Source organism: Streptomyces liliifuscus (assembly GCF_016598615.1).
GTDB lineage: Bacteria > Actinomycetota > Actinomycetes > Streptomycetales > Streptomycetaceae > Streptomyces > Streptomyces liliifuscus.
This window is the reverse complement of the sequence record NZ_CP066831.1, coordinates 108883-122981: the sequence shown is the minus strand read 5'-3', so window position 1 is coordinate 122981 and position 14099 is coordinate 108883. Positions and strand designations below refer to the sequence as shown.

Below are 14099 nucleotides of genomic sequence, written 5' to 3'. Positions count from 1 at the left end.
GATCATCATGTCCCATTCAAGCCGCACCACGATCGCCGTTGCCTTTCATTCGGGTTACGGCCACACGGCCGTTGTCGCCGAAGCCGTGGCGCGTGGCGCGGCGGGAGCCGGCGCGGAGGTGGTCCTGATCTCCGTCGACACCATCACGGACGAGCAGTGGGCGCAGTTGGACGCCGCTGACGCGATCATCTTCGGCGCCGCCACATACATGGGTACCGCTTCGGCGGCCTTCCACGCGTTCGCCGAGGCCAGCAGTAGGCGCTGGTTCTCCCACACCTGGGTCGACAAACTCGCCGCGGGCTTTACCAACTCCGGCGCCAAGAGCGGCGACAAGTCATCCACCCTCGGCTATTTCGCCACCCTGGCAGCCCAGCACGGCATGCACTGGATCAGCCTGGGTCTGATGCCGGGCTGGGACTCCACCAAGGGCAGCGAGGACGACATCAACCGGCTGGGCTTCTTCATGGGTGCCGGCGCCCAGAGCCCCACCGATGCCGGACCGGAAGCGGTCCACAAGTCGGACATCGCCACCGCGGAGTACCTGGGTGCGCGCGTTGCGCGCCAGGCCGCGATCTTCCGCGCCGGGCGGACCGCCCTCGCCGCCTGATCACAGGACTTTCGTTCCCGTATCCGATCCACCACCACCCCCCTCGCAAGGAGCAATCCATGTCCGACTCCCTCGCCCTCGCCATCATCCGTCGGGTCTACGAATCCCGGATGTCGCCCGAGGTCACCAAGGAGGTCATGGCCCCGGACCTCGTCTGGGACATCACCCCGGGCTTCCCGAACAGTGGCGTGTACCACGGCTGGGACAGCGTGGCGAAGGACTTCTTCGGCACCCCGATGCCGAACATCGTGTCCTTCGGCGCGGTGCCCGAGGAGTTCTACGCGGACGACGAAGGCCATGTCTTCGTGTCCGGGCACTACCACGCCGAGACGGAGTCCGGCGACACGGCCGACGTCCGGTTCATCCACCTGTGGACCGTCCGCGACGGCAAGGCAGTCAGCATGCGGCAGGCCGCCGACAGTCACGTCCTCCAGGAAGCCCTCAAGGGCTGAGAACCACCACCCAGTACCAGGAGAGCCCCATGGCGAAGATCCTCTTCGTGATCACCGCGTCCGACCACTGGACGCTGGCCGACGGAACCCGGCAGCCGGCCGGCTTCTGGGCCGAGGAAGCAATCGGCCCGTACCAGGTCTTCAAGGAGGGCGGATACGAGATCGCGGCGGCGACACCCGGCGGCGTGCCGCCCACGGCGGACGCGCTCAGCCTCACCGCGGAGTTCAACGGTGGCGAGGAAGGCGCCGAGCGCATGCGCACCGCCCTGCACGAGGCGACCGAGCTGGCGCACCCGATGCGTATCGAGGACGTCAACATCGACGACTACGTGGCCGTCTTCTACCCCGGCGGCTGGGGTCCGATGGAGGACCTGCCCGACAACGCCGCCTCCGGCAAGCTGCTGACCGAGTGGCTCGCCTCGGGCAAGCTGGTGTCCCTGGTGTGCCACGGCCCCGCGGCGCTGCTGGCCACCATCGGTCCCGACGGGACGTCCCCTTTCTCCGGCTACCGGATGACCGGCCTCTCCAACGCCGAGGAGAAGCAGAACGGTCTCGCGGACCGCGCGAAGTGGCTGTTGCAGGACCGCCTCGTCAACGAACTCGGGGCGGACTACCGCGAGGCCGAGCCGTTCTCCGCGCACGTCGAGTTCGACCGCACCCTGTACACCGGCCAGAACCCGGGCTCGGCGGTCCCGCTGGCCCAGGAAGTGCTCAAGGCACTGAGCTGACGACGGTCCTGTGCTCTTCCTCGGCGGCCCGGTGGGCGACTCCGGGCCGCCGAGTCCTCGTACGCCCGCTGCCTTGCAGTTCGGAGCCGAACCCTTCTCGTATATAGGTAAAGCCCAACATAGGCACGATCTCTCCCCCTCACAGCGCCGGGCTTTTGTGCGAGGCTGCAAATCATGAACCGCAACCCTCATCTGAACGAGCTGGGTGAGTTCCTCAAGGCCCGCCGTGGCGAACTCAGCCCTTCCGAGGTCGGTCTGCGCGGAGGGCAACGGCGGCGTGTGAGCGGTCTGCGCCGTGAGGAAGTGGCGCTTCTCGCCGCGATCAGCACCGAGTACTACACGCGGATCGAGCAGGGCCGGCTCCAGGCATCGGCTCCCCTCCTCGACGAGATCGCCCAGGCACTCCGCCTGAACGACGACCAGCGCACCTACCTCTTCGACCTCGCGGCGAAAGAGAGGTTGCGTCCGCCCACGTCAGGCGATCGCCAACAGGTGGATACGCAGTTGCAGCGCATGCTGGACGATCTCACCGCCTCACCGGCTTTCGTCATCGGCCGACGCACCGACATCCTGGGCTGGAACCAGCTCGCCGCCGCGCTGTGGACCGATTTCGGGCGCTATCCGGAGCCTGAGCGCGTGTTCCTCCGGCTGCTGTTCACCGAACCCTGGATGCGTGAGCTGTATGCCGACTGGGAGGAGGTCACCCGCCTCGCCATCGCGCAGTTGCGCATGGAGAGTGCGCGCTACCCCGGCGAACCGCGCCTCGCCGCTCTGGTCGAGGAGCTCTCCGCCCGTGACGCGCAGTTCCGGCAGTGGTGGACCGAACACGATGTCGCGATGCGGGGCAAGGGCGTCAAGAAGCTTCGTCACCCGGTGGTGGGTGAGCTGACGCTCGACTGGAACACGCTCACCTGTGGCACGGACCCCGACCAGCACATCATCGTGTGGAACGCCGAACCCGGCTCCCCGTCCCACGACGGGCTGCGCCTCCTGGCCTCCTGGGCCGCGGACCAGAAGCCGACGACCTCCGACACCGCCACCTGAGCCCCCTCCGACGTATGTCCACAGGGGGAGAAGTCCTCACCCCTCGTCAGAGCTGACCTGGACAGCCAGGAGTCGCGGCGCGATCGGCTCGGCCGCCGCGAGGGTGCTGTGAGCGACGGACGGCTGGACGGCCGTGGTCATGGCAGCTCAGATGCTTCGCCCTCGCCCCTGCCGTCTGGGTGCTCGGACCAGACCGCTCGTTCCGCCCTCTGGATGATCGTGTCTCAGACTGCCCCACGCGCTTGCTCTCCTCGGCGTGCCATAGCACGACGGCGAGGGGCTGGCCTCTCTCGTCGTTGCTGGTGTCATGGGGGAGGGTTTCGTCCCCGCTATGACCGCCTCCCAGCCAAAAACCCTCCCCTTTTCCGGGTATGCGCGAGAAGTACCTGGCCGGTACCGACGGATGGAACCCACTGGGGTGAACGCATCGGAACTGACAGAGACAGCGCCCACCATCGGGCACGCCGTCCGCTCGGCGCGGTGAACCACGGCGGGGCCGGGACGGCATACACGCCGGCCCGGCCCCGCCACCTCGTTCAGGACGGGCACGACGGCGCGAGCCGACTGTCCCTGTCCCGGTCAAGCTGCCGCGTCCCGGGCCGGCGTGTGCGGGTCCGCGGTCCACGACGCCAGGAAGAGCAGCCCGTCATGGGACGGGGTCCCGGGATCGGCGGTCGAGATCACCAGCTTCTGTGTGGGGTCGGCTGTGCAGGTCAGGCTGTCCCAGTCGAGGGTGAGGTCGCCGACGAGTGGGTGTCGCAGCCTCTTGGTGCCCATCCGCAGGCCGGTCATCTGGCGGCCTGCCCACCACTGCCGGAAGTCGGCGTCGGCCACCGACAGCTCGCCGACGAGTGCGGCCATGCCCGGGTCGCCAGGGCGCCTGGAGGCCTCCAGGCGCAGGTGGGCGACGCAGGTCCGGGCGTTCGTCCTCCAGTCGAGGTAGAGCTCCCGGAAGGCGGGGTCGGTGAAGAGCAGCCGGGCGTAGTTGCGCTTCCTCTCCGGGATCCGGTCGAAGTCGGTGAGCAGAGCAGCTGCCAGAGGGTTCCAGGCGAGGATGTCCAAGTGTCGGCCCAGGACGAGCGCGGGGGTCGTCGGCAGCTCGTCCAGGATGCGCCTGAGCTGCGGGTGGACCTTCTGCGCCGGGCGGCGGCGCGGTTCGCACTCGCCACTCGCGGCCAGCTCGAACAGGTGGTCACGCTGGTCGTCGTCGAGGTGCAGGACACGGACGAGCGCGGCGAGCACCGACCGCGGCACAGGGGCACGCCCCTGCTCCAACCGCGCGTAGGAGTGGGTGCTGATTCCCACGAGTTGGGCGACCTCCTCGCGGCGCAGCCCCGGCACGCGCCGGGAGGCCCCGGACTCGGGCAGGCCCACGGTCCGCGGGCTGAGTTGGGCTCGGCACTCCCTGAGGAACTCTCCTAGTTCAGGCAAATGTTCTTTGCTGTACATAGCAGCCAGTGTCGCAGCGTTCACCCGAAAAGTGAGGGGGAGGGTTTTCTCCTAGTGTCTGACAGTCACCCGGTCTTTGCCGACTCGGCGAGCCGGATCACACCGTTACGTCAGTCGGCCTGACCGGCGGCCCGTGAGGCGAGGTCGCGCAGTCCGTCGTACGACGATGTGCCGGGCTCCGCCGTCCAGACGACGAGTTCCTGATCGGGATCGCTGCCGCAGGTGAAGGTGTTCCAGTCGAGGACGAGTTCGCCCACGAGGGGGTGGTGGAACCTCTTCATGCCCAAGCTGCGCGACGGCGCACGACGGCTTCCCCACCATTGCCCGAAGTCGCTGTCCTGCATGGAGAGTTCGCCGACCAGACCGGTCAGCCGCGGATCGTCCGGGTATTTGGCGGCCGTCATGCGCAGATGGGACACGCAGCCACGGGCGACCGCACGCCAGTCCGCGTACAGCGTCCGCATGGACGGGTCGGTGAAGAGGATACGGGCGCAGTTCCGCTTGTCTTCCGGCACCTTCGCGAAGTCGGTGAGCAGGGCGGCGGCGAGCGGATTCCACGCCAGGATGTCCATACGGCGGCCGATCACCACGCCGGGACTCGCGGTGAGATCGTCGAGCAGGCGGCGCAACTGCGGGTGCGCCTTCTGTGCCGCCGGGCGGCGGTGTCGTGCCCCCTGTCGGTCGGCCAGCTCGAACAGGTGGTCACGCTGGTGATCGGACAGATGCAGGACGTGGGCCAGGGTGGACAGCACTGACGCGGACGGCTGGATGCGGCCCTGCTCCAGCCGTGTGTAGTAGTCGGTGCTGATGGCGGCGAGCAGGGCGACCTCCTCCCTGCGCAGGCCGGGCACTCGCCGCCCACCGGTGTCGGGCAGGCCTACGGTGCGCGGGCTCAACTCGGCCCTCCGCGCCTTGAGGAATGATCCCAGCTCGTTCAAATGCGCGTCGCTGGTCATGACAGCCAGTGTTGCACCGCTCGGCCTCCGGGAGGGGGTAAGGATTTCTCCCCTGGATAAGTGATTCCGAGGATGGAATTCTCCCCTTTGTGGGTTCCTGTGAAGGTGGCAGGGTCGATGGCGTGTTCGGCGACCAGAATCGGCCTGCGGAAATTATTCACCCGAACAAGCGGGACGGCCAACCCCTGGGAGAGAATTACTTTCCGAATGGCACCGATATTCCGGATTTCCATGCAGCAGGCGGAGGAGGCGAGATAGAGACAGTGCGGACGGATTTCACGTTCCTCAGTAATGGCCCGACGCCGGCCGGTCACCTGCACACTCCAGTTGTCCCTGCCGACAGCCCGATGCCCGCGATCGTGGTCGTCCATCCGTGGGGTGGGGTGAAGGAGCAGGCCGCCGGCCTCTACGCTCAGCGGCTGGCCGAGCACGGCTACGCAGTCCTCGCCTTCGACGCCGCCTACCAGGGCGCGAGTGAGGGCGAACCTCATTTCCTGGAGAACCCGTTCCAGCGAGCGGAGGACATCAACAGGGCCGTCAGCTACCTGAGCACTCGGCAGGACGTCGACTCCGAACGCATCGGTGTGCTGGGCATTTCCACCGGCGGCGGCCACGCTGCGAACGCCGCCGTGAGTGACCAGCGCATCAAGGCCACCGGCACCGTCAGCGCCGCCGATGTCGGCAGCTTGCTGCGCGACGGGCTCAGCGACGGTAGGGACCCCTCGGTCTTCTTCTTCAGCGAACTGGTCGCCCGTGCCGGCCAGCTCCGCACGGAGGGGCCCCTGGGCGAGCCGGCGGTCATCGAACACATCGTGCCCGAGGAGGTCGACGAAACGGCGCCGGGCCGTCTCCGGCAGGGTCACGAGTACGACCGCGCTGCGCACGGTGCACACGCATGGTCCGGGAACGCATGGGTGGTGCCGCGCAGCGTCGACCAGATTGCCCGGTACGACTCCTTCGCCGGCATCGAGAGCCTCGCTCCGCGCCCGCTGCTGATGATCGCGGCCAAAGGCCGGGCAGCCTGAATCCCCCCACCCGAAAACACGCGAGGAGCACTACCCCATGTCCGAACGGAAGAAGTTCGCGCCGCCGGCCATCCAGGAGTTCGCCCCCAAGCTCGCGGAGGTGACCGACGCCGTCCTTTTCGGCGACATCTGGGAGCGGCCGGGTCTGTCCCCGCGAGACCGCAGCCTGGTCACCGTCACCGCTCTCGCCGCCCTGTACAGGACCGACCAGCTCGGCTTCCACCTCGGCAAGGCGCTGGAGAACGGCGTGACCAAGGACGAGCTGATCGAGGCCATCACCCATCTGGCCTTCTACACCGGATGGCCCAACGCCATGACCGCGATGACCCAGCTCAAGGAAATCGTGGAGAAGTCCGACCAGTCCGGCTGATGCCTCTCCGCCCGCACCCCACGTCGCGGGCTCTCCCCACACCGCCACACCAGAGGGACGACGCACCATGGAACTGCTGACGCAGCCTCCCACCGTGAAGCTTCCTGCCGAGTGGTTCACCGGCGACGCCTACGCCGACGTGATCTACCGCGGTGAGGCCCCCTCCCGGATGCGGGCCAACATGGTCCGGTTCACACCCGGCTCCCGCACCGCCTGGCACTCCCACGCCCTGGGCCAGACCCTCCACATCGTCGAGGGCATCGCGCTGGTGCAGTCCCGCGGCGGCGACATCATCGAGGCTCACCCCGGCGACGTCATCGACACACCGCCGGGGGAGGAGCACTGGCACGGTGCCGCGCCCGGCCAGTTCATGATCCACCTCGCCCTGTGGGAAACGGACGACGCCACGTGGCTCGAACACGTCTCCGACGACCAGTACAACGGCCCGCGCGTCAGCACCCGTACGCACCCCTGAGGCCACGGCAGACCCGACTAGAGCTGAGAAGGCATCATGCGAGCAACCATCATTCACGCGCCCGGAGACATCCGGGTGGAGAACGCCCCGGAACCGAAGATCACGGCACCGACGGACGCCATCATCCGCACCGTCGCCGCCTGCGTGTGCGGCTCCGATCTCTGGAGCTACCGGGGTGTCCTGCCGGTCGCCGAGCCGCAGCCGATCGGCCACGAGTACGTCGGCATCGTCGAGGAGGTCGGCAACGACGTGTCGAGCGTCAGGCCGGGACAGTTCGTCATCGGCTCCTTCGTCGCCTCCGACAACACCTGCCCGAGCTGCCAGGCCGGCTACCAGACCTCCTGCCAGCACGCGCAGTGGGTGAACGGCGCCCAGGCCGAGTACGTGCGCATCCCCCTCGCCGACGGCACCCTGGTCACCACCCCGGAGCAGCCGGCCGACGACCTGATCCCGGACCTGCTGACCCTGTCCGACGTCATGGGCACCGGCTGGTATGCCGCCAAGGCCGCCGAGGTCAAGCCTGGTTCGACCGCCGTGGTCGTCGGTGACGGCGCAGTGGGCCTGTCCGGCGTCATCGCCGCCAAGGAACTGGGCGCCGAACGCATCATCGCCATGAGCCGCCACGAGTCCCGGAAGAAGCTGGCCCTGGAGTTCGGCGCCACCGACATCGTCACCGAGCGCGGCGAGGAAGGCGTCGCCCACGTCAAGGAACTGACGAACGGCATCGGTGCCGACTCGGTCCTCGAGTGTGTCGGCACGCAGGAGTCGATGCACCAGGGCCTGCAGTCCGCCCGCCCGGGTGGCAACGTCGGCTTCGTCGGCTTCCCCCACGGCACGCAGATCGACGGCCAGCAGCTCTTCTTCTCGCACGTCGCTCTGCGCGGTGGCCCCGCCCCCGTGCGCGCCTACCTTCCCGACCTGATCGACCGCGTCTTCAGCGGCCGTATCAACCCGGGCAAGGTCTTCGACCTCACGCTGCCCCTGGACGAGGCCGCCGAAGGCTACAAGGCCATGGCCGAACGCCGCGCCATCAAGACGCTGCTGCGTCCCTGACCTGAGTAGAGCCCCGGCGGTGGTGGGCGCTGCCGACAGCGCCCACCACCGCCGGCACCACCAGGCAGCAGCGGCCGTTCGACCGCCGCAGCCACCGAGCAGAACGGACCGCCAGTCATGACCAGCGAGGCGATCGCCACCGTCGAGGCGTACTTCGACGCCTTCGGCACACGCGACCTGGAGCGAATCCTCGTCCACTTCGCTCCCGACGTGACGTGGACGATCGCGGGCGACCCGGCACTGACCCCCTGGGCCGGGACCCGCACCGGCCCGGAGGAGATCCGGCAGTCCCTCACCGCGTTCTTCGCCGCCGTCGAGCCGCTCGCATTCGAGCTGGGCACCATGGTGGAGGCCGACGGACGGGTCCTGGCGCCGGGCCGGTACACCTCCCGGTTCCATCCCTCGGGGCAGTTGCTCGAAAGCGAGATGATCCTGCGTTTCACCGTCGCCGACGGCCTGATCACCGACTACCGCGTCTTCGAGGACTCGCTCGGCATCACCCGTACCCACCTCGGTCAACCGCTCACCACCACTTCCGCCGCACCGACACCGACATGGACGAGCGACGAGCTCAACCGCATCAGCGGAGCGGACGAGTTGGAGATGGCGCCGCTCCGGCGTGACGGCACCCTCCGCAGGCCGGTGCCGATCTGGGTCGTCCGCGACGGTGACGACCTGTATGTCCGCTCCTTCCGGGGTACGGACGGCGGCTGGTGGCTCACGGCCCGCGCGAGCCACGAGGGGCACGTCCGGTCCGGTGGCGTCGACAAGGACGTCACCTTCGTCGAAGTGCCGGACTCCGGCGTCAACGACCGCATCGACACCGCGTACCGCACCAAATACGGCCGCTTCGGCGGCGCGTACGTCGATCCCATGGTGGCGGCACGCGCCACGACGCTGAAGCTGGTGCCCAGATGAGCACGACGTGCCCGGTGGCGGCCACTGGACTCCCGCCGGTCGTCCGCCCGACTCAGGAGCAAGCCCCGTGATCGGTCTCGAACTCGTCGTACTCCTGGGCGTGGCCGTGCTGGTCGGCCAGTTCGTCGCGCAGCGCCTGGGCGTCGCGCCACCTGTCGTGCTGCTGGTCGTGGGTGCCCTTGTCGGGCTGGTCCCCGCCGTGCGCCAGACGCAGCTTCCTCCGGAAGTGGTGCTGCTGCTCTTCCTGCCGGTGTTGCTGTACTGGGAGAGTCTCACCACGTCCATGCGGGAGATCCGGACGAACCTGCGCGGCATCGCCCTGCTCAGCACGGTCCTGGTGATCCTCACCGCGGGGGCCGTCGCGGTCGCCGGGCACGCGCTCGGGCTGCCGTGGGGGCCTGCCTGGGCGCTGGGCGCGGCCGTGGCTCCCACCGACGCGACAGCGGTGGGCGTTTTGGCCCGCGCACTGCCGCGCCGTCAGGTCACCGTGCTGCGTGCCGAAAGCCTCGTCAACGACGGCACCGCCCTGGTCATCTTCGGCCTGGCGGTCGGTATCACCGTCGGCGAGGAACACCTCACCCTTCCGCATGTCGGCGCACTGTTCCTCCTGGCCTACGGCGGAGGGGCGGCGGTCGGCGTGGCGGTCGCCTGGGTCAACATGAACCTGCGCCGGCGCCTGGACGATCCCCTGCTGGGCAACCTCGTCATGATCCTGGCGCCGTTCACCGCGTATCTGCTCGCCGAGATGATCCACGCCTCCGGCGTCCTCGCGGTCGTCGTGAGCGGGCTGATCATGGCCCAGGTCGCCCCGAGCCTGATCCGCGCCGAGCACCGCCGCCAGGCACTGGCCTTCTGGCCACTGCTCACCTTCATCATCAACGGCACCCTGTTCGTCCTGGTCGGAGTGGAACTCCAGTACGCGCTCCGCCACTTGAACCGATCCGACCTCCAAGACGCCCTGACCGCGATCGGAGTGGTCAGCGTCGTCCTGGTCGCCGTCCGCTTCGCGTTCCTGTTCGCCTCCGCTTACCTGATCCGCGCCATCGACCGGCGTCCCCAGCAACGGCTGCGGCGAATGAGCCACCGGGCACGCGTGGTCAGCGGGTTCGCGGGCTTCAGGGGCGCTGTGTCACTCGCAGTGGCACTCTCCGTGCCCGAGACCCTCGACTCCGGCGGTCCCTTCCCCGACCGTGACTTCATCGTCTTCGTCACCTCCGGCGTCATCGTGGTGACGCTCGTGGTGCAGGGACTGCTGCTGCCCGGCGTGGTGCGCTGGGCCCGGCTGCCTCACGACACGTCCGTCGACGAGGAAGAGGTCCTCGCCGACACCACGGCCACCGAGGAAGCCATCCAGGCACTGCCGCGCCTCGCCGACGAACTGGGCACTACCCCGAAGGTCACGGAGTGGCTGCGCCAGGAGTACGAGGCCCACCTGGCAACCGTACGGGCCAGAGGCGCGGGCTCCGACGGCGATCTGGCCCTGCTCCACAACCGCCACTACACCGACCTGCGCCTCGCCCTCATCGCCCACAAACGCGCAACCGTCGTCCGCCTGCGCGACGAACGACACATCGACGACACCGTGCTGCGCCGACTCCAGGCCGCTCTGGACAACGAAGAGGTGCGCCTGGCCGGACGCGAACAGGCGGAGTGAGCCGAGCCCGTCACCCACCCTCGCCCCAAGACCGACGAGAAGGGATCCCCCTGTCATGTCCTCCGGCCTCATCGACGTCCACGCCCACCTCCTTCCCGACTTCTACGTCCAGCAGGCGACAGCGGCAGGCCACACCCACCCCGACGGCATGGGCAGTTGGCCCTCGTGGTCCGTGCAGGCACACCTGGACCTGATGGGCCGCAACGGCATCGAGACCGCGATGCTGTCCATGTCCTCGCCCGGCGTGCACTTCGGCGACGACAAGGCGGCCCGCCTCCTGGCCCGGCGCGTCAACGAATACACCGCCGAACTGATCCGCGACCGCCCGGGCCACTTCGGCAACTTCGCGTCGCTTCCCCTCCCGGACGTGGACGGCGCGCTGGAGGAGATCGCCTTCGCCTTCGACGAACTCGGCGCCGACGGCGTGGCGTTGCTGACACACACGCACGGCGTGTACCTCGGTGACCAGCGCCTCGACCCGGTCTTCGCGGAACTCGACCGCCGGCGGGCCGTGGTCTTCCTGCACCCCACCTCGCCGGTGTGCTGGGAACAGTCCGCGCTCGGCAGACCGCGCCCGATGGTCGAGTACATCTTCGACACGGCCCGCACTGTCACAGACATGGTGATGGCGGGCGTCCTGACGCGACATCCGAACATGCAGGTGATCGTCCCGCACTGCGGCGGCGCGATTCCCGTCCTGGCCGACCGCATCAACGAGTTCATGAGACTGTTCGTGCCTGCGGAGCAGTCGCCCACCCAGGATGCGGTGCAGCACCTCCGGGGCCTGTACTACGACATGGCGGGCACGGCCTTCCCACGCCAGGTCCCCGCACTGCTGAAACTCGTCGACGCTGACCGCGTGCTCTTCGGCAGCGACTACTGCTGGACGCCCGCACCACTGGCCGACGCCCACATCGCGGCGATCGACGCGGCCGAGTCACCAGCGGAAGGAACCACGTGGCGTTCCCTGACGACAGCCAACGCCGAGCGCCTGTTCTCGGGGCCTGCGCGGTGAACGACAGCCGCCCGGATCCCAACACGAGGCGCACGGTGCCAGGCCGCGCCGGCCAGTCCTTCCGGAGACCGGTCAAATGTCAGGTCGCGTACCACGGGATGCAGGAGCAGCCTGGTGGCACCGGCCCGCAGACCCCCGATCCGATATCGAGCGCAAAGAACGACACCGGATGCTGCGGCGGCCGTCTCGCGGCTCAAAGCCCACCTACCGGTGCCGACAGCAACAAGGAGGAAAGATGCACACTCGAACGCTCGGGCGTGACCTGCGTGTCTCCGCCATCGGTCTCGGCGTCATGGGCATGTCCCAGAGTTACGGCCCCAATCCCGGCGATCGCACCGACATGATCGCCGTACTCCGTGGCGCCGTCGAACGCGGAGTCACGTTCTTCGACACCGCAGAGGTGTACGGGCCCTACGTCAACGAAGAACTCCTCGGAGAAGCCCTCGCTCCGGTGCGGGACCAGGCGGTGATCGCCACCAAGTTCGGATTCCGCATCGACAGCGGCGCCGCCGCCGGCCTGAACAGCCGGCCCGAGCAGATCCGTGCCGTGGCCACGGCCTCCCTCAAACGGCTCAGGGTCGAAACGCTCGACTTGTTCTACCAGCACCGCGTCGATCCGGACGTGCCTATCGAAGACGTCGCCGGCACGGTGGGCGAGCTCGTACAGGAAGGCAAGGTGCGCTGCTTCGGGCTCTCGGAGGCCAGTGCGCAGACCATCCGTCGTGCTCACTCGGTCCACCCGGTGACGGCAGTTCAGAGCGAGTACTCGCTCTGGACCCGAGATCCGGAGCCGGAGGTCCTGCCGACGTGCGCAGAACTCGGCGTCGGGTTCGTGCCCTTCAGCCCGCTCGGCAAGGGGTTCCTGACCGGCACGGTGGACGCGTCGACGTCCTTCGCCGCAGACGACGTCCGCACGAACATTCCGCGGTTCACGGCCGAGAACCGGGCGGCGAACCAGGCACTCGTCGAGAACGTCGCAAGGCTCGCGCAGGCCAAGGACGCGACACCGGGGCAGGTCGCGCTCGCCTGGCTGCTGGCGCAGCACCCGTCGATCGTTCCGATTCCCGGAACCCGGCGCACCGCTCGCATCGAGGAGAACATCGGCGCCACTAAACTGCCGCTCTCCGCCGACGAACTGGCCGACCTCAACGAACTCGCCGGCCGCGTCGGAGTACAGGGAAACCGCTACAACGAGCACCACATGTCACTGCTCGACAAGTAGCAGACGAACAAAACGATTTGCGGGCAGGGAATCAGAGCGATGACGCTCGCTCACAATCAACCGCCCAGGCGACCTACAGGCATCGGCTGGGCAACGAAACCTGCCCACGCCGCGCCCGGCTGCGCTGCGCGCCCCAGTGGAGACGCGCAGCGCCCAACCGGCTTGACGAACCGTCGCGAGGGCGCGAGGTCAGCCGTACAGCGTCACGCGCGGCTGCACCGTGCCCACAGCACCGGGAGAGATCACGGTGATCCGGTACCGCTCTGTGAGGGGTCTCGCAGGGACGCAGGGTGCGCTGTGCGGCCACGATGCCGGTCTGGTTCCCGACAGGCGGCCCACGTGGGCGTGGCGCACCGGGCGTGCGTCCAGGCGTCGGCAGGTATGAGATCGGCCGTTCGGCCGACGGCCGTGCTGGGTCTCTGGCCGTTCGGCTGAGGCGTCGTCGGCCCGGGTGATCGGAGAGTCAGGCAGGGCGCCGTTGCGTCGCCTCTCCCCAGCGGCCCGTGGCCGAGAAGGACATTCCCCATGTCCCGTACCACTCGCACAGTCGCTTTGGCCGCCGGAGTGCTCGCCGCCCTCGCCCTGCCCATCGCCCAGGGAGCGACCGCGCCCACCGCCAAGCCCGCGGCGGCGGACCACCTCTCCCGCCTCGACCGGTACTACGGCCAGCACCCGGTATGGCGCCGGTGCGACACCGACGCCCCCGCCCCTTACCAGTGCGCCACCATCACCGTCCCCGTCGACTACGAGCACCCCGACGGCCGGACCCTGCGCCTGCAGAACTCGCGGCTGCGCACCAGCACGCTCGGCAAGCGGCACTGGGTCCTGCTGTCCAACCCTGGTGGCCCGGGGAACCCTGGCCTGAACAACCCCGTGCAGCTGAAGGACGCCCTGGCCGTCGTAGGGGATGGGGTATGGCGTCGGAGTCAGTCCCCAGAAGGCGCAGTCACCTTGGTCGTCCGTGAACCGGTGTGCCCGGCCGGCCAACTGGTCCTCGCCGTACTGCACGTCGTAGAGGCCGTCCTCGTCGGCTTCCCACACATCGAGTTGCGCTCGGGGGACCGGATTACCGTCGGTATCAGTGACGGTGCCCGCGACCCAACATGGTTGTCCCGGGGCACCGGCGGCCAT

15 protein-coding genes are annotated in these 14099 nt (G+C 68.6%); 12 read left to right on the top strand and 3 right to left on the bottom strand.

Annotated features, from left to right (window positions below; all coding sequences use genetic code 11):
• Positions 1–7: 7 nt before the first annotated feature.
• From JEQ17_RS00565 to JEQ17_RS00550, 4 genes are all read left to right on the top strand, one after another.
• On the top strand, positions 8–607 hold the full coding sequence (locus tag JEQ17_RS00565; protein WP_200393307.1) for a flavodoxin family protein: 600 nt from the start codon (positions 8–10) through the stop codon (positions 605–607).
• Between the two features lie 59 nt (positions 608–666).
• Entirely contained in the window at positions 667–1059 is a 393-nt protein-coding gene (locus JEQ17_RS00560; RefSeq protein WP_200393306.1) for a nuclear transport factor 2 family protein, read from the top strand.
• A 29-nt stretch (positions 1060–1088) separates the two neighbouring features.
• Positions 1089–1787 carry a type 1 glutamine amidotransferase domain-containing protein gene (locus JEQ17_RS00555; RefSeq protein WP_200393305.1) on the top strand — a complete coding sequence of 233 codons (699 nt, stop codon included), beginning with the start codon at positions 1089–1091 and terminating at the stop codon, positions 1785–1787.
• Positions 1788–1961: 174 nt separating this feature from the next.
• Positions 1962–2831 (top strand): helix-turn-helix domain-containing protein, encoded by an 870-nt coding sequence (locus JEQ17_RS00550; protein ID WP_200393304.1) that lies wholly within the window; start codon positions 1962–1964, stop codon positions 2829–2831.
• 579 nt (positions 2832–3410) lie between these two features.
• Here the strand turns inward: JEQ17_RS00550 and JEQ17_RS00545 are convergent.
• Both JEQ17_RS00545 and JEQ17_RS00540 read right to left on the bottom strand, forming a co-directional pair.
• Positions 3411–4280, bottom strand: a complete 870-nt coding sequence (locus JEQ17_RS00545) for a helix-turn-helix transcriptional regulator (protein ID WP_200393303.1) — start codon at positions 4278–4280, stop codon at positions 3411–3413.
• 110 nt (positions 4281–4390) lie between these two features.
• Entirely contained in the window at positions 4391–5236 is an 846-nt protein-coding gene (locus tag JEQ17_RS00540; protein WP_200393302.1) for a helix-turn-helix domain-containing protein, read from the bottom strand.
• A gap of 122 nt (positions 5237–5358) precedes the next feature.
• Here JEQ17_RS00540 and JEQ17_RS00535 point away from each other — a divergent pair, with 122 nt between their 5' ends.
• The 8 genes from JEQ17_RS00535 to JEQ17_RS00500 all read left to right on the top strand — a co-directional run bounded on the left by JEQ17_RS00535 (position 5359) and on the right by JEQ17_RS00500 (position 12968).
• A complete protein-coding gene (locus tag JEQ17_RS00535) occupies positions 5359–6261 on the top strand; it encodes an alpha/beta hydrolase (RefSeq protein WP_200393301.1) in 903 nt (300 codons plus the stop codon).
• 37 nt (positions 6262–6298) lie between these two features.
• Positions 6299–6631, top strand: a complete 333-nt coding sequence (locus JEQ17_RS00530; protein ID WP_200393300.1) for a carboxymuconolactone decarboxylase family protein — start codon at positions 6299–6301, stop codon at positions 6629–6631.
• Between the two features lie 67 nt (positions 6632–6698).
• Positions 6699–7106 carry a (R)-mandelonitrile lyase gene (locus tag JEQ17_RS00525; RefSeq protein WP_200393299.1) on the top strand — a complete coding sequence of 136 codons (408 nt, stop codon included), beginning with the start codon at positions 6699–6701 and terminating at the stop codon, positions 7104–7106.
• Between the two features lie 36 nt (positions 7107–7142).
• Positions 7143–8159, top strand: coding sequence for a zinc-dependent alcohol dehydrogenase family protein (locus tag JEQ17_RS00520; protein WP_200393298.1), 1017 nt, complete (start codon positions 7143–7145; stop codon positions 8157–8159).
• 117 nt (positions 8160–8276) lie between these two features.
• The gene (locus tag JEQ17_RS50635; RefSeq protein WP_325176224.1) at positions 8277–9077 is read left to right on the top strand and encodes a DUF2255 family protein; all 801 of its coding nucleotides are present in this window, start codon (positions 8277–8279) and stop codon (positions 9075–9077) included.
• A gap of 67 nt (positions 9078–9144) precedes the next feature.
• Positions 9145–10731: a Na+/H+ antiporter gene (locus tag JEQ17_RS00510; protein ID WP_200393297.1), complete on the top strand. Its 1587-nt coding sequence runs from the start codon at positions 9145–9147 to the stop codon at positions 10729–10731.
• A 55-nt stretch (positions 10732–10786) separates the two neighbouring features.
• On the top strand, positions 10787–11746 hold the full coding sequence (locus JEQ17_RS00505) for an amidohydrolase family protein (protein WP_200393296.1): 960 nt from the start codon (positions 10787–10789) through the stop codon (positions 11744–11746).
• Positions 11747–11981: 235 nt separating this feature from the next.
• A complete protein-coding gene (locus JEQ17_RS00500; RefSeq protein ID WP_200393295.1) occupies positions 11982–12968 on the top strand; it encodes an aldo/keto reductase in 987 nt (328 codons plus the stop codon).
• Positions 12969–13157: 189 nt separating this feature from the next.
• Here JEQ17_RS00500 and JEQ17_RS50805 read toward each other — a convergent pair whose 3' ends face one another.
• A complete protein-coding gene (locus JEQ17_RS50805; protein ID WP_407700027.1) occupies positions 13158–14099 on the bottom strand; it encodes a dioxygenase family protein in 942 nt (313 codons plus the stop codon).